Source organism: Streptomyces sp. sk2.1, from assembly GCF_008120935.1.
Classification (GTDB): Bacteria; Actinomycetota; Actinomycetes; order Streptomycetales; family Streptomycetaceae; genus Streptomyces.
Genome location: NZ_RDBO01000028.1, coordinates 1 through 23,394 on the forward strand (window position 1 = coordinate 1; position 23,394 = coordinate 23,394).

The 23,394-nt window shown below is 73.8% G+C and carries 17 protein-coding genes and 5 pseudogenes; 14 read left to right on the forward strand and 8 right to left on the reverse strand.

Translation table 11 applies throughout. The features are described 5' to 3' along the window. Positions 1-40: 40 nt before the first annotated feature. The gene (locus EAO76_RS44480; RefSeq protein ID WP_399461924.1) at positions 41-151 is read left to right on the forward strand and encodes a hypothetical protein; all 111 of its coding nucleotides are present in this window, start codon (positions 41-43) and stop codon (positions 149-151) included. 71 nt (positions 152-222) lie between these two features. Here EAO76_RS44480 and EAO76_RS11730 read toward each other — a convergent pair. Both EAO76_RS11730 and EAO76_RS11735 read right to left on the reverse strand, forming a co-directional pair. Continuing rightward, a pseudogene (locus tag EAO76_RS11730) lies at positions 223-2,412 on the reverse strand (tetratricopeptide repeat protein); the annotation flags it as partial. A gap of 76 nt (positions 2,413-2,488) precedes the next feature. After that, positions 2,489-3,790, reverse strand: a complete 1,302-nt coding sequence (locus EAO76_RS11735; protein ID WP_262375399.1) for an MFS transporter — start codon at positions 3,788-3,790, stop codon at positions 2,489-2,491. A gap of 48 nt (positions 3,791-3,838) precedes the next feature. Here EAO76_RS11735 and EAO76_RS11740 point away from each other — a divergent pair, with 48 nt between their 5' ends. From EAO76_RS11740 to EAO76_RS47540, 4 genes and pseudogenes are all read left to right on the forward strand, one after another. Further along, positions 3,839-4,360, forward strand: coding sequence for a MerR family transcriptional regulator (locus EAO76_RS11740; RefSeq protein ID WP_148835872.1), 522 nt, complete (start codon positions 3,839-3,841; stop codon positions 4,358-4,360). 74 nt (positions 4,361-4,434) lie between these two features. After that, positions 4,435-5,073 (forward strand): hypothetical protein, encoded by a 639-nt coding sequence (locus EAO76_RS11745; RefSeq protein ID WP_148835873.1) that lies wholly within the window; start codon positions 4,435-4,437, stop codon positions 5,071-5,073. 92 nt (positions 5,074-5,165) lie between these two features. Next, entirely contained in the window at positions 5,166-5,615 is a 450-nt protein-coding gene (locus tag EAO76_RS11750; protein WP_148835874.1) for a hypothetical protein, read from the forward strand. Positions 5,616-5,800: 185 nt separating this feature from the next. Next, positions 5,801-6,082: pseudogene (locus tag EAO76_RS47540) on the forward strand (hypothetical protein); the annotation flags it as partial. Here EAO76_RS47540 and EAO76_RS11755 read toward each other — a convergent pair. Next, positions 5,994-6,704, reverse strand: a pseudogene (locus EAO76_RS11755) (LysR family transcriptional regulator); the annotation flags it as partial. The pseudogenes EAO76_RS47540 and EAO76_RS11755 overlap by 89 nt on opposite strands. A gap of 158 nt (positions 6,705-6,862) precedes the next feature. On the opposite strand from EAO76_RS11755, the gene EAO76_RS11760 reads away from it, so the two are divergent. Together EAO76_RS11760 and EAO76_RS11765 are read left to right on the forward strand one after the other, a co-directional pair. After that, on the forward strand, positions 6,863-7,738 hold the full coding sequence (locus tag EAO76_RS11760) for a DMT family transporter (RefSeq protein ID WP_187438571.1): 876 nt from the start codon (positions 6,863-6,865) through the stop codon (positions 7,736-7,738). Positions 7,739-7,979: 241 nt separating this feature from the next. Then, on the forward strand, positions 7,980-9,002 hold the full coding sequence (locus EAO76_RS11765; RefSeq protein ID WP_262375400.1) for an MBL fold metallo-hydrolase: 1,023 nt from the start codon (positions 7,980-7,982) through the stop codon (positions 9,000-9,002). A 70-nt stretch (positions 9,003-9,072) separates the two neighbouring features. Here EAO76_RS11765 and EAO76_RS11770 read toward each other — a convergent pair whose 3' ends face one another. Together EAO76_RS11770 and EAO76_RS11775 are read right to left on the reverse strand one after the other, a co-directional pair. Next, positions 9,073-9,867, reverse strand: a complete 795-nt coding sequence (locus EAO76_RS11770) for an SAM-dependent methyltransferase (RefSeq protein WP_148835877.1) — start codon at positions 9,865-9,867, stop codon at positions 9,073-9,075. Beyond that, entirely contained in the window at positions 9,864-10,706 is an 843-nt protein-coding gene (locus EAO76_RS11775) for a helix-turn-helix transcriptional regulator (protein WP_187438569.1), read from the reverse strand. Before EAO76_RS11775 ends, EAO76_RS11770 begins: the two co-directional genes overlap by 4 nt. Positions 10,707-10,900: 194 nt before the next feature. Here EAO76_RS11775 and EAO76_RS11780 point away from each other — a divergent pair, with 194 nt between their 5' ends. Both EAO76_RS11780 and EAO76_RS11785 read left to right on the forward strand, forming a co-directional pair. Next, positions 10,901-11,200 carry a hypothetical protein gene (locus EAO76_RS11780; RefSeq protein ID WP_148835879.1) on the forward strand — a complete coding sequence of 100 codons (300 nt, stop codon included), beginning with the start codon at positions 10,901-10,903 and terminating at the stop codon, positions 11,198-11,200. A 507-nt stretch (positions 11,201-11,707) separates the two neighbouring features. After that, positions 11,708-12,757, forward strand: coding sequence for an aldo/keto reductase (locus tag EAO76_RS11785; protein WP_148835880.1), 1,050 nt, complete (start codon positions 11,708-11,710; stop codon positions 12,755-12,757). Positions 12,758-12,885: 128 nt separating this feature from the next. Here EAO76_RS11785 and EAO76_RS11790 read toward each other — a convergent pair whose 3' ends face one another. Beyond that, entirely contained in the window at positions 12,886-13,797 is a 912-nt protein-coding gene (locus EAO76_RS11790) for a chlorophyllase/cutinase-like alpha/beta fold protein (RefSeq protein ID WP_148835881.1), read from the reverse strand. 336 nt (positions 13,798-14,133) lie between these two features. Here EAO76_RS11790 and EAO76_RS46070 point away from each other — a divergent pair. From EAO76_RS46070 to EAO76_RS11800, 3 genes and pseudogenes are all read left to right on the forward strand, one after another. Beyond that, positions 14,134-14,679 (forward strand): annotated as a pseudogene (locus EAO76_RS46070) (BTAD domain-containing putative transcriptional regulator); the annotation flags it as partial. Positions 14,680-16,049: 1,370 nt separating this feature from the next. After that, positions 16,050-17,159 carry a tetratricopeptide repeat protein gene (locus EAO76_RS46075; RefSeq protein ID WP_262375401.1) on the forward strand — a complete coding sequence of 370 codons (1,110 nt, stop codon included), beginning with the start codon at positions 16,050-16,052 and terminating at the stop codon, positions 17,157-17,159. 81 nt (positions 17,160-17,240) lie between these two features. After that, positions 17,241-17,939 (forward strand): nucleotidyltransferase domain-containing protein, encoded by a 699-nt coding sequence (locus EAO76_RS11800; RefSeq protein WP_148835882.1) that lies wholly within the window; start codon positions 17,241-17,243, stop codon positions 17,937-17,939. A gap of 91 nt (positions 17,940-18,030) precedes the next feature. Here EAO76_RS11800 and EAO76_RS11805 read toward each other — a convergent pair whose 3' ends face one another. Then, positions 18,031-18,900 (reverse strand): hypothetical protein, encoded by an 870-nt coding sequence (locus EAO76_RS11805; RefSeq protein WP_262375402.1) that lies wholly within the window; start codon positions 18,898-18,900, stop codon positions 18,031-18,033. A 631-nt stretch (positions 18,901-19,531) separates the two neighbouring features. Between EAO76_RS11805 and EAO76_RS11810 the strand changes: the two genes are divergently transcribed. Both EAO76_RS11810 and EAO76_RS11815 read left to right on the forward strand, forming a co-directional pair. Next, the gene (locus EAO76_RS11810) at positions 19,532-22,114 is read left to right on the forward strand and encodes an SdrD B-like domain-containing protein (protein WP_262375403.1); all 2,583 of its coding nucleotides are present in this window, start codon (positions 19,532-19,534) and stop codon (positions 22,112-22,114) included. Between the two features lie 161 nt (positions 22,115-22,275). Beyond that, complete coding sequence (locus EAO76_RS11815) at positions 22,276-23,109, forward strand: hypothetical protein (RefSeq protein WP_148835884.1); 834 nt, start codon at positions 22,276-22,278, stop codon at positions 23,107-23,109. A gap of 74 nt (positions 23,110-23,183) precedes the next feature. Here EAO76_RS11815 and EAO76_RS11820 read toward each other — a convergent pair. Then, positions 23,184-23,394 (reverse strand): annotated as a pseudogene (locus EAO76_RS11820) (Dyp-type peroxidase domain-containing protein); the annotation flags it as partial.

The window sequence follows — 23,394 nt, forward strand, 5'->3', positions numbered from 1 at the left end:
CGCCTGGGCGCTGGGCAGCCGGGCGCTGGCGTACGAGCAGCTGGGCCGCACCTCGGACGCGCTGGCCGACCTGGACCGGGCGCTGGAGATCGACCCGAGGTACGCGTGGGCGCGCGAGCAGCGGAACCGGCTGGGCGGAGGGGCCGGCTGAGCAACGGGGCCGACCGGGCGGCGGGGCCGGCTGAACGGTCGGCCGACCGGGGCGTGGTCCGGCCCGCACGCCCCGGTCCGCCGTGCACCCGGTCCGCGGGGCCCGGCTCGTACGTCCCGGTGTCCCGACTCGTACGTTCCCGCCCGCCCCGGTACCAGTTCCTCGGCCCGGTCCAGGTCGGCGAGGGCGCCCACCGGGTCGCCCAGGGTGGAGCGGACCCGGGCGCGGCGGACGAGCGCCCAGCGGTACTCCGGCCGCAGGGCGATCGCCCGGTCGAAGTCGTCGAGCGCCTCCTCGTGCCGGCCGAGCCGGTGCCGCACCAGGCCCCGGCTGCCGAGCGGCACGGCGTCGGCCGGGTCCAGGGCGTGCGCCCGGTCCAGCACCACCAGGGCCTCCTCCAGCCGCCCCATCCGCCGGTAGGTCTCGCCCCGCTCCCGCACCGCCCAGGCCCGGTCGGGCGCGAGCTCCTCGGCCCGGTCCAGGTCGGCCAGGGCCTCCCCGTACCGGCCGAGCGCCCGCAGCACGACGGCCCGCCCCTGGAACGCCCTGGCGTTGCGCGGGTCCATCGCGACGGCCCGCCCGTGGTCGGACAGCGCCGTCCCGGCCTCACCGGCCCGGTAGTGGTCCCAGGCCCGCGTCACGAGGGCGGCCGCCCGGTCGGTGTCGGTCAGTTCGGCGCGGGTCAGCAGCAGCCCGAGGGCGGCGGCGACGCGCGGCCCGTGGTCGGTCAGCGCGGTCAGCAGGTCCCGCCCCCAGTCGCGCAGTACGGCGCTGTCGGCGTCCTCGCCCGCCTCCGCGAGGGTGCGCGCCCAGTGCCGGGCGGCCACCGGGTCCTGCCCGCAGACGTCGATCCCGGCACGCAGGGCGTCGGGGAGCGCGGAGCGCGGGTGGGCGCAGAGCCGGTGGTACAGCGCGTCGAGGGCCGCCTCGCGCCAGGGCTCCTCGGTCCAGAGCCGGTCCGGGGCCACGCCCTCGGCCGCCCGGTCCCGGCGGGCGGCGAAGGCCCCGGCCAGGCGCTCGTGCGCCTCGGCCCAGCGGCGGGGCGAGGCGGTGCGCTCCAGCCGGAGCATCGGGGCGCGGACCACGTCGTGGTACCTGGCCCGGCCGGTGTACCGCCCGGCGACGAACGGCAGTTCGTTCAGCCAGTCGTGGAGTCCGGGCCCGGCGTCCGGTGCCGCCACGGCGACCAGGTCCTCGTCCAGCCGCCGGGGCAGGGCGCACGCCAGGGCCGCCGCGCGCCGCCCGGGGTCGCTCTCCGCCGCGAGGAACCGTTCGACGGCCGTCGCGTTCGCGTCATCGAACGCGCCCGGGTTCGTGGCGAGCGTGGACACCAGGACCGGCAGCCCGCCGGAGAGCCGCAGCACCTCCCGTACCGCGGTCTCGTCCAGCACCCCTCTGCCGGTGAGGAGTTGACGCGACTCCCGCTCGGTGAACGGGGCCAGCGGTACGTCCGCCAGCAGCCGGCCGTACCCGGACCAGCGCACGGGGTCGAGGCGGCGCTGCCCGGCGAGGGTGAGGACGAGGTTCGCGGGGAGGTTCCCGTGGCGGTGCGGGGTGAGCAGGTCGGTCAGCCAGCCGTCGAGCACCGGGGCGGTGCGCTCGTAGGTGTCCAGGAACAGCACCACCCAGGGGACGGTGTCCGCGACCCGCTCCAGTTCGGCGACGAACACGGGGGTGAGGACCTGTACCGGTTCCGCCGACAGCCTCGCCTCCTCCTGCCGGGCCCGCCCTCCGAAGACCGCGCGCAGTCCGCCCGCGCCCCGGGCCACCGTCGCCGGGTCGAGGCCCCCGGCCAGCGCCCCCAGCACGGGTATCGTCCCGGCCACCATCAGCCCGGCCTGCGACGCGGCCAGGGCGCCCGGGGAGGGTTCTCCGTCGGCGGGGACGGCGGTCGCCTCGTGGAGCTGCCGCCGGTACGTGGCGAGCAGCCGGTCCAGCGCCTTGAGCGGGTGCCCCTGCCCGGCGAACTGCGCGGCCACCGAGGCCAGTACCTCGGGTATCGACTCGGCCGCGTCGTCGACCCACGCGGTCAGTGCGCCCGACTCCCGGGCGGCCCGCTCCCATTCGCGCACGAGGGACGTCTTGCCGACCCCCGCGTTCCCCCTGACATGGAACACGAAGCGGTGCCGCGCATCCTCCGGGGGAACCTCGAAATTGGCGCGGAACAGGGCGAGTTCGTCCTCCCGGCCGACGAAGGCGGCACGTCGGTGCCCGTCGACGATCTCCTGGAGGGACAGGCGGCGCGGACCGGTCGGAGGCATGTCCCCAGTCTGCCAGCGGCCGCCTCCGCCCCGGTCGCGGACCGGGTGCACGGCGGGCCGGGGCGTGCGGGCCGGGTCAGTCCCGTGCCGGCCGGTCGTGGCCCGCGCGCATGCTCGCCGCGGCGCTCGGCAGCAGCACGCCCGTGAGGACGAGCAGGGGTACGGTCCAGCCGCCCGTGGCGGTGTGCAGCGCGGCCGCGGCGACCGGTCCGGCGGCGGCGAGCAGGTAGCCGCCCGTCTGCGCCGCCGTGGACAGCGCGGCGACGTGGTCGTGGTCCCGGCCCCGTTTCACGTACAGGACCCCGGACACCGCCTGGCCGCCGCCGAGGCCCGCGCCGAGCACGAAGGACCAGAGCGCGGGGGCGGCCGCGGGGGCGGCGAGCAGGCCCGCGTACCCGGACGCGCAGACCAGGAGCACCACGAGGAGGTGGGGGCGCTGGTCGGTGCGGGCCGCGGCCAGCACCGGGGTGAGGAAGCCGCCGACCGCGACGCCGACGATGAACAGCGACTGCATCGTCCCGGCCGTCCCCTCGGCGACCCCGGAGGCCACGAGGATCGCGGGCAGCCAGGCGAGGGTGGTGTAGAAGAGCAGGGTCTGCAGGCCGAAGAAGACGATCAGGCTCCACGCGAGCCCCCTGTCGCCGCCGAGGCCCTTGTCGCCGCCGAGGAGGCGCACCCGGACCCGAACCCGTTCCGGCTTCACATCCCTTTTCCCGTACCGCAGTTGAGGGGCGATGCCGAGGGCCGCGAGGGCGGCGGGGATCACGGCGACGCCGATGGCGGGCTCCCACGCGTGCCCGCCGGCCCGCCACACCGGCACCATCAGCGCCGCGACGATCGCCGAACCCGCCCCCATCGACAGGGCGTAGACGCCCATCATGACGCCGGCCCTGCGCGGGGCGAACCGACTGCGCACGAACACGGGTATCAGCACGTTCACCACGGCCGTGGCCACGCCGACCAGGGCGGTGCCGACGAGGAGGCCGGGCATTCCCAGCATGCGCACGACCGCCCCGGCGAGCAGCAGGACGCTCGCCGCGAACAGGCCGCGCTCCTCGCCGAGCCGCCGCCGCACCAGCGGGACGACCGGGGCGAAGGCCCCCATGCAGAGCGGCGGCAGCAGGCCGAGCAGGGTGACGGCCCCGGTCCCGAAACCGGCCACGGGCGCGAGCGGGCCGAGCTGCCCGAACGCCACCCGGGTGTTCAGGCTCAGCAGGACGAAGCCGGTCACGAGGAGCACGGCCGAGGCGGTGGCGGACGGTTCGCGGAAGAGGCGCCGCGGGGCCGGACCGGGCGCACCGGAGGTCCGGACGGCGGACGGGGAAACGGGCACGGGCACGGGGACCTTCCAGGGATGGACGACCCCTTCAGCGTTCACGCTCAAGTAAGCTTGAGCGCAAGTGCGGCCGGGCGTTGGAGGTGTCCGATGGAGGACCTGTACTCGATCAGCGAGGTCGCCGACGCGTTCGGGCTCACCGTCCCGACCCTGCGGTTCTACGAGGAGCGCGGGCTCGTCCGGCACAGCGAGCGCCGGGGCCGCGTCCGGTACTACAGCCGCGAGGACCTCGCCCGGCTCGCCTACGTCCAGCTCTGGCACGACGACGGGATGCTGACCCTCGCCGAGACGGGGGCCGTCGTCGGCAGCGAGAAGGCCGCGGACCGCCTCGCGCTCGTCGCCGGGCAGCGGGACGCGATGCTCCGGCGGATCGAGAAGCTGAACCGCGCGGTGGCGGTCCTCGACCACATGCTCCGCTGCCGCACCGACCGGGCCCTCGACTGCCCGATGACCGGCGGCTACATCCGGGAGCGGGTCGACACCGCGCTCGCCGGAGTCCCGTACGAGGGCGACTTCCTGCCCGCGGACGGCTCCGGAACGGCGCGACCGGATCCCGGGAACGGCACGACCCGGTCTCCGGAACGGTGCGACCAGGTCCCGGGAACGGCGTAACCGGATCTCCGGAACGGCGTGACCCGCCCCGAATTCGTTCGCGGCACGCGGGCCCCTCGGCCAGAATTCCCGCCATGGGAACGGACATCCACGGCTACATCGAGGTCAGGAACGACTGCTACGACACCTCCGAGCCCGACGACGACGGACCCGATGTCCGCTGGCACCCCGTCGGAGACCTGGACCATTTCTTCATGGGCCGGAACTACTTCTCCTTCGGCTGCCTCTTCGGGGTGCGGGACGAGTCGTTCGAACCGCTGGCGGCGCGGCGGGGGTTCCCCGACGACGCCTCACGGGCGGTCGCCCGCGCCTTCGCGGAGCAGTTCGACGACTCCCACAGCCCGTCGTGGATCAGCTGGGCGGAGCTGGACGCGGTGGAATGGGACGAGCCGGCGGGGCTGGAGCCGCACCCCTCGGCGTTCGAGTACCACCGCGGGCCCGACGACCAGTGGGTCTGGAAGGGCTGCGGCACCTCGTCGGAGCGCCTGGCCGAACTCATCGGGACCGATGCGCGGACCGCCATGTGGGCGGGCGAGCACTGGCCCGAGGGCACCGAGTGGCTCGACGGCGACCGGCTCTTCCGCATCGCACGCCTCAGCCGGCGGCAGGCGGTGCCCGACGGCCAGTGGGGCGACGTGTGGACGGTGATGCGCACCCTCGCCAAGCGCCACGGCCCCGACAACGTCCGCCTCGTCGTCTGGTTCGACAACTGAGCACCGCGCCGCGGAGCAGCACGGCACGACGCGACGCGACGCGACGCACCACTGACAGGAACTTTATGTAGCGGTGCGGATACGTTACGTGAGTGAGGATCAGCGCGGAGCCCGGGTCACGTCGGGCCGCGGCCCGGTGGCCGTGGCTCGCCCTGGTGCTCGTCGCGCTGATCCACGTGGTGGCCTGCGCCCACGGCCCGCTGGTCGGCGGCTCCGGCCGGACCGACCTGCTCGCCGTGGCGGACACGGCCGCGCACGCCTCGCACGCCTCGCACTCCGCGCCGCGGGCGACGGCCGGGCACGCCCCCGACGTACCGGGCCCCTGCGACGGGGAGCACCACGGCCCTCAGCCGTGCGCCGGTTTCGACGAACCGACGTGGGCACAGCCGGGCTGGGACAAGGAACTGACGCCCCAGCAGGAACCGCTGCACGTCGAAGCGGTGGTGTTCGTGGCCGCGGGGCGCGCCCCGCCGGTCCGGGCGGCCGAGGTGCCGCGGCCCGGTGGCGGGCGGCGGGCGGAGTTGCAGGTCTGGCGGAACTGACCGGGCCCGTCGCACCGGTTGCGCGAGGCGTCCGCCTCGGGTGCCGGGACGGCGGCGAACCGTGTCATGTCCCACCTCACCCGTACACCGCCGCTCCGGCCGTCCGCCGTACCGCACCGGCTTCCCGCCGTGCCGCTCCGGCCGTCCGCCGTCGACGGCGGTGGGAGAACCGTCACCGATGAACCATCACGCACCGAACCACGTCCTCGACCCCGCGCCCGCTTCCCCCGGTCGTCCGCGGATCCCTCGACCTCAAACCCTGGTCGCACGCCCTCGTCGGCCACGAGCACCGCTGTCTGGCCCTCGCCTCCGACGACCCGTGGGCCCGGCGCCGCAGTGTCCGCCTGGCCGAGGTCGCCACCCGCACCCTCGCCCTCGACCGACACAGCGGCCGGAGGCGATGGCGGCGAGCCAGTCGTCGATGTCGTGGGTGTGCTCGACGGCGGGCCGTTCGCCCTCGGGCCACAGGGCCGAGGTGGTGGTACCGGTGCGTCGGTCGAGGGCGAGGGTGCGGGTGGCGACCTCGGCCAGGCGGACACTGCGGCGCCGGGCCCACGGGTCGTCGGAGGCGAGGGCCAGACAGCGGTGCTCGTGGCCGACGAGGGCGTGCGACCAGGGTTTGAGGTCGAGGGATCCGCGGACGACCGCCAGGTCGCACAGCCCTTCGGCGAGTCCTCCCGTGGAGGAGTTGTGGCGGATGAGCCGGAGTTCGACGTCGGGGTGGTCGTGGTGCCAGCGGCGCTGGAACTCGGTGGTGTGACGGCCGAAGGCCGACCAGGCGTGGCCGATGTGCAGGCGGCTGTGACCGGTGGTGGCCTCGGTGACGAGTTCGTCGGCGCCCGCCAGCAGCAGGCGGGCGCGGGCGAGGACCCGCACGCCCGCCGTGGTGGGCTCGACCGTGCGGCTGGTGCGGTGCAGCAGCCGCACCCCCAGGATCTTCTCCAGGGCGAGGAGGGTGCGGGAGACAGCGGCCTGTGAGACGCCCAGCTCCAGGGCGGCGTCCGTGAAGCCGCCGGTGTCGACGATGGCGACCAGACAGCGCAGGTGCTTCAGCTCCAGCCCGGCGGTGTTCCTTCGGCCCTCATCCATACGTCCAGCGTATCGACAGTGCGACGGATGCATTTTGCGTATCGCACGGGGGAGCGCACGGTGAGGGCATGGAGACCTCACAGGACGCCGGGCGGGCCCTCGCCGCCGACGGCGGTGCACCGGGCCGGGGCGGGAGCAGCCGGGTCGGGGTGGCGCTGATGCTGGGCAGCGGTCTGTCCAACCAGATCGGGGCATCGGTGGCGGCGCTGGCGTTCCCGGTCGTCGGCCCGGCCGGAGTGGTCGCGATCCGCCAGTGGGTGGCCGCCGGGGTGCTGTGGACGGTCGGCAGGCCGCGCCCGCGCTCGTTCACCGCGGCGCAGTGGCGGCCGGTACTGGGACTGGCGCTGGTGTTCGCCGTGATGAACCTGTCCCTGTACACGGCCATCGGCCGCATCGGGCTCGGGCTGGCCGTCACGCTGGAGTTCTGCGGACCACTGGCCGTGGCGCTGGCCGGCTCACGCCGCCGGATCGACGCCCTGTGCGCGCTGGCGGCCGCGGCCGCCGTCGTCGTGCTCACCCGCCCCTCCCCGTCCACCGATTACCTCGGCGTCGGCCTGGCGCTGCTGGCCGCGGTGTGCTGGGGCTGCTACATCCTGCTCAACCGCACGGTCGGCCGACGCCTGCCGGGCCTGGAGGGCTCCGCCGCCGCGGCGGCCGTCTCCGGCGCCCTCTACCTCCCCGTCGGCGCCCTGGTCCTCTGGCGGCATCCCCCCACCCCGGCCGCCCTCGCCTGCGCGCTGGCGGCCGGAGTGCTGTCCTCGGCGGTGCCGTTCCTCGCCGACCTGCTCGCGCTCCGACGCGTCCCGGCCCACTTCTTCGGCGTGTTCATGAGCCTCAACCCGGTCCTCGCCGCCCTGGTCGGCCTCGTCGTGCTCGACCAGCACCTCGACGCGGCCGCGTGGACGGCCATCGGGGTCGTCGTCGGCGCCAACACCGCGGCCGTCACGGCGGCCTCCTCCGAAAGCCGCGCCGCTCCGGGCCGGCCGCCGGGCACCCGGCCCGCGCGCCCGTGGCCGTCGCGGGCCCGCCGGTGACCGCGGCGGACTCCCCGGCCGTGCTCACGGCCCCGACCACGTGCCCCGCGCCGCCGCCGGCGTCCCGGCCCGCACGATCCCGCCGCGCCCCCGGCCGCCCGGGGCGTCGTCAGCACCGGCGGTGCCATGATGATCGCCATCGGAACGACCGCCATCGGCGCCTTCCGGACGGTGGAACAGCCGACCGGCCGAGGAGCCGTCCCGCCCCATCCGGCACGGACCCGAAGGAGAGTGTTCGCACGTGGAGGACCGGATACCGCAGGAGCGGGCCCGCCGCACGAGCCCCCGGCCGCCCGCTCCGGACCTGCCGCCCTGGCTGATCCGGTGGCAGCGCCCCTTCCCCGACGCCAACACCTTCCTGCTGCCCGGACGGCGGCCGGCCCTGATCGACACCGGCTTCGTCGGCCACGCCGACGAGACCGCCGCCTGGGCCCGTGCCCACGCCGGGAACATCGACCTGGTCGTCAACACCCACTGGCACTCCGACCACGTCGGCGGCAACGCACTCCTCCAGGCCCGGGGCGCCGCCGTCGCCGCCGGTGCGCCGGAGGCCGAGGCGATCACCCGCCGGGACCCCGGCTGCTGCGCCGCCGAGTACCTCGACCAGCCCGTCGCCCCGTACACCGTGGACGTACCGCTCGACGACGGTCGGATCCTCCGCCTCGGGGACACCGACTGGGAAGTCGTACGGACCCCCGGTCACACCCCGGGCCACCTCGCGCTGTGGCAGCCGGAGGAACGGCTCCTCGTCGTCGGCGACGCGTTGTCGGACTACGACGTCGGCTGGGTCAACCTCGCCCTCGACGGCCCCGAGGCGACCGGCACCGCGCTCGCCTCCCTCAAACGGATGGCCGACCTCGACCCGCGCGTGATCCTCCCCTCCCACGGCCCGCTCCCCACCGACCCCGAAGCCGCGTTCGCCGCCGCCCTGCGCCGCGCCCGGCGCCTCGTCGACGACCCCGACGGAGCGGTCTGGTACGGCGCCCGCCGCATCTTCGCCTTCGCCCTGATGATCCGCGACGGGATCCCGGCCGACGAGGTCGAGCCGTACCTCCACGCCCGTGCCTGGCTGACGGACGCCGCCCGCCTCCTGGGCGCGCGCCCCGAGGACCTCGCGGCCGAACTGGTCACGACCATGCTCCGCAGCGGCGCCGTGGTCCTGCGCGACGGCCGCGTCCACGCCGCCGCCGACCACACCCCCGTGCCGCCCGAGGCGTTGCGCGTGCCCCACCCCGGGGCCTGGCCGGCGACCGGACCGCGCTGACGCCCGATGGGACGAGGGGCGGGGCGAGCCGGTCCGCCGCTGCTCGCCCCGCCCCTCCCGGCTGCCTGCCCTAAGCCGCCTTGTAGGCGACGTACCCCCACTGCTCGCTGTCCGGGCCGGGGTCGGAGCCGGGGTCGGGGAACCAGCGGTTGATCGGTCCGAGGCCGGGCGGAGGGATGGTGAGGCCCTTCGCCATCTCCGTCATCGCCTCGGCGGAACTCGTCACGTAGGGGACGGCCCCGGAGGACCCGTAGGAATCGCTCGCGGCGTCGGCCTCGGGGGACGCCAGAGTCGTGCACAGCACCAGGCAGCTGCCCGGCGCGAGGCGGGTCATGTACTCCTGCACCAGGGCGGTGGCCTCGGCGGGATCGGTGACGTGGCCGATGACGGACATCAGCATCAGCGCGACCGGCCGGTCCAGGTCCAGCGTCCGCGCGGCGTGGGCGAGCACCGTGTCCGGGTCCGCCAGATCGGCGTCCACGTAGTCGGTGGCGCCCTCGGGCGTGCTGGTGAGCAGGGCGCGGGCGTGCGCGAGGACGATCGGGTCGTGGTCGACGTAGACGATCCGGGCGTCGGGCGCGACGCGCTGCGCGACCTCGTGGGTGTTGTCGGCGGTCGGCAGCCCGGTGCCGATGTCGAGGAACTGCCGGTACCCCTGCTCGCCGGCCAGGTGTCGTACCGCCCGCCCGAGGAACGCGCGGGTGGCGAGGGCCAGATCGACCATGACGGGGTACTCGCGCTTGATCTGCTCGCCGAGCTCCCGGTCCGCGGCGAAGTTGTCCTTGCCGCCCAGCAGGTAGTTCCAGAACCGCGCGGAGTGCGGTTTCTCGGGCTGGAGGTCCAGGTCCTGCGTGCCGTCGGTCATGAGGGGGAGTCCTTTCCGGTCCGGATGCGGGTGGTCGGGGGCGGGGCGAGGGCCGCGGTCGCGTCCATCGCGGCGAGGTAGGCGAGGACCGCCCCCTGGTCCTCCGTGACCGTCGACGCCTCCGGGTGGAGGCCGCGCACGATCAGCCGGTCGGCGAGCTGCCGGTGGGGGTAGCGCAGGATGTCCGCCGATCCGCTCAGCAGCAGCGGGTGCTGCCCGGCCGTCGCGGGGATCACCTGCAGGGTGACCGCTCCCCGGTGCACGGTGAAGCGGTCCAGGTGGGCGAGCTGCTCGGCCATCACCTCCCGGCTCCCGATCACCCGCTCCAGTACAACGTCCTCGACCAGGGCCCACAAGCGCACGGGCCGGTCCGCGCGGTGGACGGTGTGCCGCTGGCGCTCCTCCAGGAGCCGCAGCCGCCGGCAGATCTCCTCCGCGTCGGCACGGGGGTGCCGCAGCTCCAGGAGCGCGCGGGCGTAGCCGGGGGTCTGGAGCAGTTCGGGAACCACGCCGGGGGCGTAGGTACGGATCAGGCTGGCGGCCGATTCCAGGTCGATCACCCCGGCCAGGTGGTCGGGGAGGATGTCGCGGTACGGGTGCCACCAGCCCGGCCGGCGCACCTCCTCCAGCGAGGCCAGGACCGTCTCCGCCTCGGCGTCCGGGGTCCCGTACAGGTGCAGCAGGTGGCCCACCGTCGCGCGGCGCGGGGCGGTCCTGGCGAGCTCCAGACGGCTGAGCGTCATTTCGTGCACACCGAGCGCCGCGGCGGCGGCCTCCAGGGTGAAGCCCGCGGTCTCGCGCCGGGCGCGCAGCTCGGAGGCGAACAGACGCAGGGCCACAGTGGGGCCGGAGCGGGGCCGTGACACAGTTCGGAGCCCTTTCTCGTCGGCGGGTCCGCGTTCCACGATCCAACAGTGACCGCCGCCCCGCACTCTGCAGGGTTGCAGAGTGTCGGGTGACCCTAGATAGTGGTTTAGGCCACTTGGCCGAAAATTCTTCTCCCGGTCGCCCCCCCCGAGGAGTGGAGGTACTCATGTACGTCTGTATGCCGGCAGGCCTCGGCTCGATCCGCCACACCCAGCGCGTCGTCGCCGCCGAGCTTCGGCTCAGGCACTGCCCGCCCGAGCAGATAGCCGATGCCCAGCAAGTCGTCGCCGGTCTCCTCGATCCGCTCTGCCGGGCCGCGGACGTCCGCCAGTACGGCCTCACCGTCCAGCAGTCCGCCACCCTGGGCACGGTCTTCGTGAGCGTGGACGCGGGCGGTACGAACATGCGGCGCGAGATACCCATCCCGCGCCCCAGGCCCCCTGCCGACGACGTCCCGGGACTCTGAGCGGGCAGCCGGTGCGCCGCCGGGACGGACTCCCCGCAGGGAGCCGACCGGGTGCTGCGTCCGGCCCCGCATCCGGGCGGCGCGCTTCTCGCCCGAAGCGGTCCCGTGATGATCGACCGGCGCGACGCGGGCGTCGGCGATCCCGCCGCGGACGTGGCGACGACCGTCGTGACGGCCGGCGGTGCGGAGGTCGCCGGACCGGCCGCCCGACCGGACCGGAGCCCGTTCGTGCGCGGTGTGCGCAAGGGCTGCCGGACCGACCCCGCGGAACGCACCGGGGAAGCGGCCGAGGCCGGACCGACGGACCCGAACCCGACGGCTGCGACGTCGTGCCGACGGCCGGACCGGACGGCGAGACCGCTGGACGACGGCCGGACGCGCGTCGCCCCCCGCCACCCGCCACGGCACGTCCCGCGGCGCCGAATCCGTCCCTTGACTTCGAGCCCGCTCCAACTCGTAGGCTCCGCCGGGCACACCGCAGCCCGCACCACCGGCCCAGGAGTCCCCTTGCGATACCGCACGCTCGGCAGAACCGGCATCGAGGTCAGCGTCCACTGCCTCGGCACGATGATGTTCGGCGCGATCGGCAACCCCGACCACGACGACAGCGCCCGGGTCGTCCACGCCGCCCTCGACGCCGGCATCAACTTCGTCGACACCGCCGACATGTACTCCGCCGGCGAGAGCGAGGAGATCGTCGGCAAGGCGCTCAAGGGCCGCCGCGACGACGTCGTGCTCGCCACCAAGGTGCATTTCCGGATGGGAGAGGGACGCAACCGCAGCGGCAACTCCCGGCGCTGGATCATCCGGGCGGTGGAGGACAGCCTGCGACGACTGCGGACCGACTGGATCGACCTCTACCAGATCCACCGCCCCGACGAGAACACCGACATCGAGGAGACGCTGTCGGCCCTGAGCGACCTGGTCCACCAGGGCAAGATCCGCGCCTTCGGATGCTCAACCTTCCCCGCCGAGGACCTGGTCGAGGCCCACCACGTCGCCGAGAAGCGCGGCCTGCTGCGCCTGCGCACCGAGCAGCCGCCGTACTCGATCCTGGCCCGCGGCATCGAACGGTCGCTGCTGCCGGTCTGCGAGCGCCACGGCATGGGCGTGCTGACCTGGAGCCCGCTCGCCGCCGGCTTCCTGTCGGGCAGGTACCGCAGGACGCGGACGGTCGACATGACCACCGGCCGCGCCGCCCTGCAACCGTTCCGCTTCGACCCCGAACTCCCGGAGAACGCCGCCAAGTACGAGGCCGTGGAGCAACTGGCCGAGCTGGCGGCCGACCTCGGCCGCTCACTGCCCGAACTGGCCGTCGCCTTCGCCGCCACGCATCCCGCCGTCACTTCGGTCATCATCGGCCCGCGCACGACGGACCAGCTGGAGGGCCTGCTGAAGGGCGCACAGCTCACTCTCGACGACGCGACCCTGGACCGCATCGACGAGATCGTCCCGCCGGGCACGGACATCTACCGCACGGATGCCGCCTGGACCCCGCCGTCCCTGACCGACCCGGCACGCCGACGCCGCCCCCTCGCGGAGCGCTCCGCGAGCTGAGCGCCGTGTCCCGCTCCGGAGGTCTCCCGGGCGGGACACCGCAACCACCGCCCGAATCGGGCGAGTCGACCGATTCGGGCGAGGCCCGGCGCCGGGACCGGGGCACCGTGCCGGACCGGGCCGGTCCCTCAGACCGCCGGACCGGCGATCCGCAGCGCGGCGGCGTTCCGCTCCCAGCCGGACCACAGGGCGGCATCCGTGCAGTAGCCGCAGTCCGGCCCGAAGAACATCCGGCCGGCCGCCCCGTCGCCCATCAGCCAGTAGCGGAACCAGGCGGTGGCCGGGGCGCGGAAGTCCCCGCCGTCGCCGATCGAGTCGAGGTGACCGGCGCCCCGGACCTCACCGTAGACCGCCGGGACGTGGTCGGAGTCCTGGTACATCGACTTCACCAGCACCGGCCACACGATCCTGTCCTGCTGTCCGGCCAGGTAGAGGACGGGCTCGTCCATCAGATCCGGATCGGTCAGGGGACCCGGCTGGATGGGCACGGCGGTGATCACCCGCGGATCGATCGCCGCGTTGACGGCGGCCGCGCCGCCCTGCGAGTGACCGGCCGATCCGATGTGCGCCAGATCCACCTTGCGGTAGTAGGGACTCGAACTGTCCGCGTTCCGCTGCTCCAGCACGTCGATGCCCAGACGCATGCTGATCGCGTAGTTGGAGGTCGGCGTGTTGGCGGCGGCCACGATGAAGCCGTGACTCGCCCAGTGCCGCAGCAGCGAGCTGTACACCGCGGGCACCGCGCCCGTGCCGTTGCCCCAGATGATCACCGGGTGGGGCCCGCCCGACTGCCCCAGGTCCTGCGGCCGGTAGAAGGTGTGCACGACCCCGACTTCCACGCTCACGGCGTACGGCCCCGGCGCGCCCCAGTCGCTGCCCGCGGACGGGACGCCTCCCGCGTCCGCCGACACCACCGACGGCGCCCCGGTCGCGCCACCCGCGCCGACGGCACCTGCGGAAACCCCGGGTGCCGCACCCACCATCAACACGGCGGCGGCCAGAAGCCCGCCGACCGTACGCCACCTTCTCCTGCCCGACATGGCAACTCCTCCACGGATACGGCACGTTGCGCGTCCTCGCAGCGTGACCAAAGCCATGATGGGATTTTGTTTCGCTCCTGTCTGTCCGCAGGTGCCCAGCCGTCACGCCGGATTCCTGGGCGTCTGCACAACGCTGCCCCATGCGCTTCCGGGGCGATCCTTGGTGCGGCGACCTCGTGGGAAACCTGGAACCCCCGGCGGGACCGCGTCTGCGGCCAGGCACGGACGGGGGCGGGTGTGGAGTTTCGGCTGCTGGGTGAGGTCGGGGCGCACACGGACACCGGCCCCGTCGAACTCGGGCCGGCCCGGCAGCAGACGGTGCCGGCCGCACTGCTCATGACCGCCAACCGGCCGTTGACGGTCGACCGGTTGGCGGACCGGGTGTGGGGGGACGGGCCGCCGCAACGCGCCACGCAGACCCTGTACAGCTACGTGTCCCGGCTGCGCCGGCTGCTGCCGGGAGTGATCACCTGCGGACAGGGCGGCGGACATGTGCTCACCGCCGACGAGTCGACGGTCGACGTGCACCGGTTCCGCCAACTGCTCGGACCGGCCCGGCAGTGCGACGACGACGCGCGGGCGGTGACACTGTTCCGGCAGGCGCTGGAGCTGTGGCGGGGCGAACCGTTCCCCGGTGTCGACACCCCCTGGTTCAACGCGACCCGCGAAACCCTCCGCAAGGAGCAGTGGGCCGCGGAGCTGGACTGCACCGACCTGCGGCTGCGGATGGGCGAGCACACCGCGCTGCTGACGCCCCTCTCCGAGCGGAGCGCCGCCCACCCGCTGGACGAGCGGCCGGCCGCCCAGTACATGCTCGCCGCGTACCGCTGCGGCCGGCAGGCCGATGCCCTCGCCCACTACCAACATCTGCGAAACATGCTCGCCGAGGAACTCGGCATCGACCCGGGCCCGGAACTGCAACGCCTGCACCGGGCGATGCTCGGCGGCCCCGAACCGGTCCCGCCGCCGGCCGCCCCACCGGCAACAGCCACCGCCACCGCACGCAAACCGGCCGAGTCCCCCTGGACCGTCCAGTGCCAACTGCCGCTGGACCCACCAGGGTTCGTCGGACGCACCGGAACGGTCCGGCGCATCGAGGAGGAACTGACCGCCCCCGTCGCCACACCGGTCGTCGTGTCCGGCTCTCCCGGCGTCGGCAAGAGCACGCTCGCCGCGCACCTCGGCCACCGGCTGCGTACCGCTTTCCCCGACGGCCGGTGGTACGTGCACCTGGCGGGCAACAGCGGCCGGCCGCGTGACCCGGCCGAGGCGCTGTCCGCGATGCTGCGCGCCTCCGGACAGGACCCGCACACCATCCCCGAATCCGCTGGAGGACCGCGCGGCGGCCTTCCGCGGCCGGATGACCGACCGCAAGGTGCTCCTCGTCCTGGACGACGCCGCCGATGCCGACCAGATCCGTCCGCTGCTGCCCGGGACCGCCGGGATCGCGGTGCTCATCACCAGCCGGTCCGACCTGCGCGGCCCGGCCGTGAGCCACATGGCCCGCACCGTCCCCCTCGACGTGCTCGCCCCGGCCGAGGCCCGCTCCCCGCTGGCCGGTGCCCTGGGCGCGGGACGGGTGTCGGGCGAGCCGGAGGCCGCCGAGCGACTGGCCGCACTGTGCGCCCGTCTTCCCCCGGCGCTGCGCATCGCCGCCGCCAACCTCGCCGCGTGCCCCGGTTGGTCGCTCACCGACTACGCGGCCGAACTGGCGGGCGACGGGCGGCCGGCCAAGCTGTCCGTCGAGGGCGACCGCCGGGCCGCCGTCCGGGCCGCCTTCGACCACTCGTACACCGCCCTGGAGCCGGACACGGCACGGCTGTTCGGCCTGCTCGGTCTGCACCCCGGCCCGGACTTCACCGCCGAGGCGGCCGTCGCCCTGCTCGACTCGCCCCCCGCCGTCGCCGAGCGCCTCCTCGACGCCGCCGGCCTCCTGCAGCACACGGTCGCCGGCCGGCTCCGGTTCCACGACCTGCCGCGGCTGTACGCCGCCGAGCACGCGGCGGCCGACCCGGACCGGGCGACGGCCTGGCAGCGGCTGTGCGACTGGTATCTGGCCACCACCGACGCCGCCACCGCCTTCGGCTGCACCGGGTCCGTCCAACTGCCGCGGCCACGCGCCGTGTCCGGCCGGTTCCGACCGGCACCGGGCACTCGCATGGCTGGAGGGCGAGCGCGCCAACCTCGTCGCGGTCATCACCCATGCCGCCGAAGCCGGTCCGCGCCCGATCGCCTGGCAACTGGCCGACCAGTTGCGCCCGTACTTCTACCGCCGACGGCACCAGCCCGAGTGGGAGGCGGCCACGACGGCCGGGCTGCGCGCGGCCGAGCGCGAGGGCGAGGTGCTCGCCCGGGCCGCCATGCGGCACGGCTTCTTCCTCCTGCGCCGGCACGCCGGGGACATACCGGCCGCCCTCGAAGCCGTGCACCTGGCCCTGGAGGGATACCGTCGTGCGGGGTTCGCGCCCGGCGAGGGCACCATCCTGACCAACCTGGCACTCCACTACGGGCAGCGCGGCCAGATGCGCCACGCGCTCGGCTGGCAACAGGCGGGCATCGCCAACGCCCGCTCCCTCGGGCGGCCCATCTCGCTGGGCCGGGGGCTCAACATGGCGGGCCTGATCCACTCGTACCTCGGCGAGCTGGACCAGGCCCTCGTATGCACGATCGAGGCGATCGAAACCCATGTGCGGGCCGGGCACCGGTCCTTCGTGATCAGTCCCCGAATCAACAGGGCCATCGCCCATCACTCCCTGGGAAGGTACGAGGAAGCACTGGCCGACGGCACCGAGGCACTGCGCCTGTGCCGCAGCCATCAGCAACAGCACAGTGAGGCCGGTGCCCATGAGATCCTCGCCCGGATCCGTCGCGACACCGGACGCCTCGACCTCGCCGACACGCATGCCGAGCGGGCACTGCGAAGAGCCCGGGAGACGGGCGACCCGGCCGACGAGACGGACTGCCTGATCACCCTCGCCGGCCTGCACCGGCTGCGCGGCCGTCCGGACCGGGCCGTCGCGTACCTGGAAGAGGCCCTGAGGATCACCCACCGCTGCGACTTCCGCCACCAGGAGGCCGACGCCCGCACCCAACTCGCCCGCGCCCGTCTCGCGGCCGGCGACACGGACCTCGCCTCGCACCACGGCGACCGGGCGCCGGCCATCGCCCGCGCCCTGGAGCTGCGTCCCGCGGAACACCGTGCGCTGACGGCCCTCGCCGCCATCGCCCGCACCACCGGTGCCACCGCGGCGGAGGCCGAACACACCGCACAGTCCCTGCGGATACGCGAGGAAACCGGCTACCACCCGTCACCCGCCGACGAATCCGCACCTGTCGGCACACCGAACGGAACGGGCCGCTGAGGCGGAGCGGAGCCGCCCGCCGTCCGTGACGCGTCGGCCCCGCCCTCCCGCGGGGCCGACGCGGGCACGTACGCTGCAACCATGGACGACCCCGTGCTCACCGCCCGGGAACTGGTGCGGGACCGGTTCCCCGCCGCCCGGGCGGCCTTCCTCGCAGGCAGTGTGCTGACCGACCGCCGGACACCCACGTCCGACCTGGACATCGTGGTCCTCCTGGACGGGCCGCCCGCCCCCAACCGGGAGAACCTGGTGCACCGGGGCTGGCCGGTGGAACTGTTCGTACAGACGGAGGCCGCCTGGCACGGCTTCGCAGACCAGGAGACCGAGCAATGGAATTCGCCGCTGCTCGCCATGTGCGCCGACGGCATGCTCCTGGTGGACACGGACGGGCTGGGCGCTTCGCTCCAGGACGAGGCGCGGAGACGTTGGGCCGCGGGCCCGCCGCCGCTCTCGGACGCCGAGCGCGATCGCCGGCGGTACACCCTGACCGACCTGCTCGACGACCTGCGTGGCTGTGCGGACCCCGCGGAACGGGCGTACCTGGTCGCGCACATGCTGCAGCAGGCCTCGGAACTGGTCCTGTCGGTCCGCGGGCACTGGCTCGGCGGCGGCAAGTGGCTGTCGCGGCGGCTGGCCGCGGCCGACCCCGAAACGCACCGCGCGTTGTCCGCAACCGCCGCGCAGGCGATGTCCGGGGACGTGGAGCCCTTCGCCGCGGTCGTGACAGAAGTGCTGGACCGGTGCGGCGGCCCCCTGTGGGACGGGTACGCCGTCCGATGAGTCCGGCGGGGCGGGTTCCCGGACGGCCGGGGCCCGTTCACCGGGGCGCGGCCGTCCGGGACCGACCCCGTTCACGCGGGGACCGGCATCCTCATCCGCCGTTGAAGAACACCGACAGCCCTTGTGCCGAATCGGACGCGGTGGACAGGTTGGCCACCGCGACAACAGCCACGACCAGCGACAGCAGAGCCGTCAGCACACCGGATGCCCCCAGCGCGCGCCCGGTGCGCCCGGCGGACGGCCCCGTTCGCAGGAACCGCCGCCACAACACCGAGCTCAGGGCGGCGAGGGCGACCGACACGATCGCGGCCATCACCGCCAACGCCACGTGATACCGGGAGTTGTCTCCGATCATCACGTCGAGGGCGGGCGGGGGAGCGGCACCCGTTTCCAGGGAGTCGGCCAGTCGCCGTTGGACCTGATCGAGCGTGTCGGCGAGCCTTCCGTGGCGGGTTCCCACGGGCAGCATCGACATCAGTGAGGTGAACGGTGCCACCGCGCCCTGGATGTTGGCCACCACGATCACCGACGAGAACAGGGCGAGCACCGTGACGACGACGCCGCCCGTAGCGACGGCGGCCCTCTTCGCCGGCCCGGCACCGCTGCCCCGCGGGCAGGACTTCCGGAGGAGAAAGCCGAGCGCCACGAGCACGACCGACAGGATCGCGGCGATCACCGCCTTGGCCACATGGAAACGGAACCAGTAATCGACGACCCCCGCCATCCCGGGGGAAAAAATCCGGTCACCGGAGTTCCAGTACCGGACGAATTCCTCGCCGACGGTGTCGATGAGGTTGCGCTGATCCGCGAAACCGTCCTCCGATCCGTCCGCTGCCAGCATGTGCGGCACCACGAAGACGGCGGGAACGAGGACTGCGGCGAGGACGGCGAGCAGGGCGGGCACACGGCCCGGGACGCCTGCGAACCGCCCGGACCGCGCAGGGGCCGCGGGACTGGACATGGAGGACTCCCCCTGGAGAACGGTGCAGTGGCCGGGCCCACAACCCTGCCTCACCCCGCCCGCCCGGTCCCTGGGGAACGCCACCCGTTCCGCCGGGGGTTTTCCCCACCCGGCGACGGGGCGCCACGCGGGAGGGAGACGAGTCGGTTCCCGATGCGGTGGCCCGGGAAGCCGACGGACGAGGAATCCGCGGCGGGCACGGAAGTCAATTTCCCGCCACCGAACACCTGTCCCTATTCAATCTCCTCGCCGGACAGTCCATGTGGCATATGCACTGCGAGGTCACCGACGGGCCGACGCGGAATTCTCCCGAAAATGATGCCGCCCGAGGGCAAATTCACCATTCGGTCACGATCTTGCTCGAACTCCCTTTAGGATCGCCGGCAATGCGGTTCTCCGTATCTCCATGTACTCCCTCACGAGCAGGGCTGCGAGCCCTTCCGAACGCTGAGAGCAGGGGATGACATCAACAAATGAACAAGTGAAGGGAGCCGCGCCCCGGCCGCGTCGGCGACGACCGGGGTTACTCGGCCGCCGCACCGTCGGCTGTCTGGTCGCGCTCGCTTCGGGAATCGGTAGTGGCTCATTGGCCGGGGCGCCCGCGGCGCACTCGCAGGAGAAGGACGGATCGGTGACGGTCCGGGTGGTCCGGGCCGTGGACACCGACGGAGTGTGGACACCCGCGCTGGAACCCGGCATGGCCGGTGTCGAGGTGACCCTCACCGACGACGCCGGGGCGGCCGTCGAAGGGGTCACGGCGGCCGACGGCACCGTGACACTGACCCCGCCGGAGGGCAGGGTCACCGGCGGCAAGTACCGGGTGCAGGTGGTGAATCCGAAGCCGGACATGCTGTTCCCGGCCTTCGCCTCGCGCCAGGGACTGGACGGCGCGCCCAACCGGATGAGCAGCAACGAGGAGTTCGTCGACCTCTCCGACGGCAAGAGCGTGACGTACACCACCGGGCTGTGGAGCCCGGGCGACTACTGCCAGAAGAACGCCCCACTGGTGACGACCTGCCAGTCCGCCATGAGTGAGGGCGGAGCCCAGCGCACGCTGGTCTCCTTCCCGTACGACGCACGGGGCCAGGACGGCGTCGACGTCGACGTCACGGACGTCGCCACCAACGCCGAGACCGGCACGCTGTTCGGCATCGCGTGGAACAAGGCCGACAAGCGGGTGTTCTCCTCCGCGACGGCCAAGCGCACCACGGCCTACGGCCCGGGCGGCGCCGGCGGGATCTACGTGACCGACCGCGCACAGAAGAAGACCACCCTGTTCACCGTCGTCCCGGACGCGGGGGCGACGGCGCACGGCCCGGGAACCGACGACGCCTTCGTCGCCGTGCCCGGCAAGGAGAGCCTGGGCGGTATCAAGATCACCGATGACGGCAGGGACCTGTTCGTCGTCAACCTCAACAACCGCAAGCTCTACCGCTACGACGCCACCGCGGCGACCGCGGCGAAGCCGAAGGCCGTCGCGTCGATCCCGGACCCGGGCTGTCCGGCGCCGGTGGACTGGCGGCCGTTCGGCCTCGGTCTCCACGACGGCGTCGGCTACGTCGGCGGAGTGTGCTCCGGCGAGTCCACCGGAAAGGCATCCGACCTGCGCGCGGTGGTCATGCCCTTCGACCTCGCCACCGGGGCGTTCCGGAAGCCGGTCCTCGACCAGCCGCTGGACTATCCGCGCAAGCCCACGGGCGGTTCGCCCCCGTGCGAGGGCGCGGGCTGGTTCCCCTGGACCAACACCTTCCCGACCTCCCAGAACGGCCAGCCGTGCCAGCTCTATCTGGCCCGTCCCGAACCGGAGTTGGGCGAGATCGCCTTCGAGACCGACGGCTCCATGCTGCTGGCCTTCCGAGACCGCCTCGCCGACCGGGCCTCGGCCGCCGCCCCCACGCCGGGCTCGATCTCCAGTGTCCTGGCCGGTGGTGACCTGAACAAGGCATGCCGGGCGGGCGATACGTACGTGATGGACACCAACAACGGCTGCGGGCTCTCACCCAGGGGCACCCGCTTCTTCGACAACAGCCGCATGGGTGCCATCCATCCCAACGGGGCCTTCGCGGGCATGGCGCGTTCCGCGGTCGAGGACACCATCGCGACCTCAGGTTTCGACCCCAACGACACCGCCTTCGGGTACGGCACCTCCTTCGTCCGGCGCGACGGCGAGCGGGACCCGAAGTTCGGACTGCGCCTCAACCCGCCGGGGACCGTCGCACCGTTCGGCAAGGGCGCCTCGATGGGCGACCTGGAGGTGCTCTGCGACCAGGCGCCCCTCCAGATCGGCAACCGGGTCTGGTACGACCCCGAGCGCAAGGGCACCCAGAGCCCCGGCCAGAAACCGGTCGAGGGCGTGACCGTCCACCTGTACGACCGGTCGGGCAAGGTCGTGGGAACGACCAGGACGACGGCGCGCGGTGAGTACTACTTCGACGACTCCAACGTCGCCGGCGGCCTCCTGCCGAGGACCGAGTACACCATCCGCCTCGACGAACCGGCCGACTACGCCGAGGGCGGGCCGCTCCATCAATGGGTGCCCACGGAAGCGGACGTCGGCGACAACCACTTCGTCGACTCCAAGGGCGTCGTCCCGCGCGACGCCAAGTTCCCGCAGCGGGAACTGACCACCGGCGGACCGGGGGAGAACGACCACACCTACGACTTCGGCTTCCGGCAACAGGAGGGCGCGCTGCGCCTGGTCAAACACGACCAGGACGGCAGACCGCTGGCCCGCGCGAAGTTCCAGCTGTGGAAGGAGACGAACGGCTCCGACGACCTGCAGACCACCGGGGCGAAGCCCGACACACGGGTCGGCAAGCCCTGTGCGACCAGGACCGACGGCATCTGCCGCGGCACCGGCACACCGGGCACGTACTACTGGCAGGAGATCAGCCCGCCCGCGGGGTACGCCGCACCGGACGTGGCGGTGTTCGGGCCGCTGGTGCTGACCTCCGAGAACCTCGACGCCGGGGTCTCGGTGACAGCGGTCAACCGGCGACTGCCCGCCACCACGCCGACACCGAAACCGAACACACCGAACGCGCCGGACGCACAGGGTGGGCCGAATGACCCGGGCCACGTGCCCGGCTCGGGCCTGGCGTCCACCGGAACGGGCCAGGCGGTTCTGCCGGCCCTGGCAGGTTGCGCGGTGCTCACCGCTCTCGGCGCGGCACTGGTCGTGCTGATGCGCAGGCGAAGGGCGCGGCACCAATAGCCCCTGAGGGCCTGCCGCACGACCGGAGGTCCCGCCCGGCAGGCTCCGAGCGGGACGGCCGGTACCGGTGGGGCCCTCCGGGCCGGATCGGGCGGGTTCGCGGACCAGCGGTTCGCGAACCCGCCCTCCCGCGTGACCGACCGACGAGAGAAGGCGACTGCATGGCTCGGAAGAGGAAGACCGACGGCCGTACGCCGCATCGGACCCGCCGGCTCGGAACCTTGATCGCGATCGCGATCGCGGTGTGCGGCATCGCGGCGGGCGGCACGGCCGCCTACCGGACCCTCTCCGACGATCGTCCCGCCGAGCGGCCGGTGACGATGGACGAGGCGTCCAGGCTGGGGCTGTCGCGGCTGAACCTGTACCAGGCCAGTCCCGTGGCGGTGACCCTCACCGCCGCCGAGGGCGGCGGAATGGTGGTGCGGGTCAAGGGGGTCGTGGACTACCGGACCCACCGGGCCGTGGGAACGTACCGGGTCACCGGCCCCACCGGATCCTCCGGCGTCTCCGGAACCGCCGGGCGGCTCGACCACGGCCTGATCGTCTGGGACGCAGGCGGCCTCGGCCTGGCCCCCGCGCCGAAGGGCGGCAGCGGCCCGCCCTGGCGGCAGGCGGAGCACATCCCGCGCTCGGACTGGTCCTCGCGCTCCTACACGGCCGACCCCCTGGACGCCGGGCTCCGGCTGCTGATCGGGCTCGGTGCGGACCGCCCCGACAACCCGCTGCTGCTCGCACAGTCCGGGGCCCGCTGGCTGGAACGCGATCGCATCGACGGCCGCGACTACGACCGGTTCGCCGGGCCACGAGCCCGGGGCACCACGCCCGGCGCGGGGCCCGAAGGCGGACGGTCGCCACTGACGTACTGGGTCGACGGCGACGGCGACCTGCGGCGGGTGACGATGCGGATGCCGGGTCTGGGCACCCCGACCACCGTGGAGTTCTCCGGACGCGACCGCGGCGCGAAGCTCCCCGCGACGCCATGGGGCACCGGCTGACGCCCCCGCTCCCGCGCGCCCCGGCGTTCGTCGGGAGCGGTTGCGCGGTCGGGGTGGGTGGACTTGGTTGTGGGTCAGTGGAGTTGGTCGCCGAGGGGTTTGCCGGGTGGTGGTGCGGGGAGTACGTGGGCCACGGCGGAGGCGCGGTGTTCGATGAAGGGGTTCATGGCGTCGTCGGCGGCGAGGCGTTCCTGGACGCGGGTGAACAGGGCGGGGTCGCGGAGGTAGGCGAGGAAGAGCAGGCCGTGGTCGTGGGGGTTGTTGTCGTAGGAGTAGCCGCGGCGG

Coding starts and splice junctions, on each gene's coding strand:
- EAO76_RS11815 (WP_148835884.1), top strand. CDS start 22,276: ATGGCTCGGAAGAGGAAGACCGACGGCCGTACGCCGCATCGGACCCGC.
- EAO76_RS11740 (WP_148835872.1), top strand. CDS start 3,839: ATGGAGGACCTGTACTCGATCAGCGAGGTCGCCGACGCGTTCGGGCTC.
- EAO76_RS11770 (WP_148835877.1), bottom strand. CDS start 9,867: ATGACCGACGGCACGCAGGACCTGGACCTCCAGCCCGAGAAACCGCAC.
- EAO76_RS11745 (WP_148835873.1), top strand. CDS start 4,435: ATGGGAACGGACATCCACGGCTACATCGAGGTCAGGAACGACTGCTAC.
- EAO76_RS11790 (WP_148835881.1), bottom strand. CDS start 13,797: ATGTCGGGCAGGAGAAGGTGGCGTACGGTCGGCGGGCTTCTGGCCGCC.
- EAO76_RS11760 (WP_187438571.1), top strand. CDS start 6,863: ATGCTGGGCAGCGGTCTGTCCAACCAGATCGGGGCATCGGTGGCGGCG.
- EAO76_RS11780 (WP_148835879.1), top strand. CDS start 10,901: ATGTACGTCTGTATGCCGGCAGGCCTCGGCTCGATCCGCCACACCCAG.
- EAO76_RS11800 (WP_148835882.1), top strand. CDS start 17,241: ATGGACGACCCCGTGCTCACCGCCCGGGAACTGGTGCGGGACCGGTTC.
- EAO76_RS11805 (WP_262375402.1), bottom strand. CDS start 18,900: ATGTCCAGTCCCGCGGCCCCTGCGCGGTCCGGGCGGTTCGCAGGCGTC.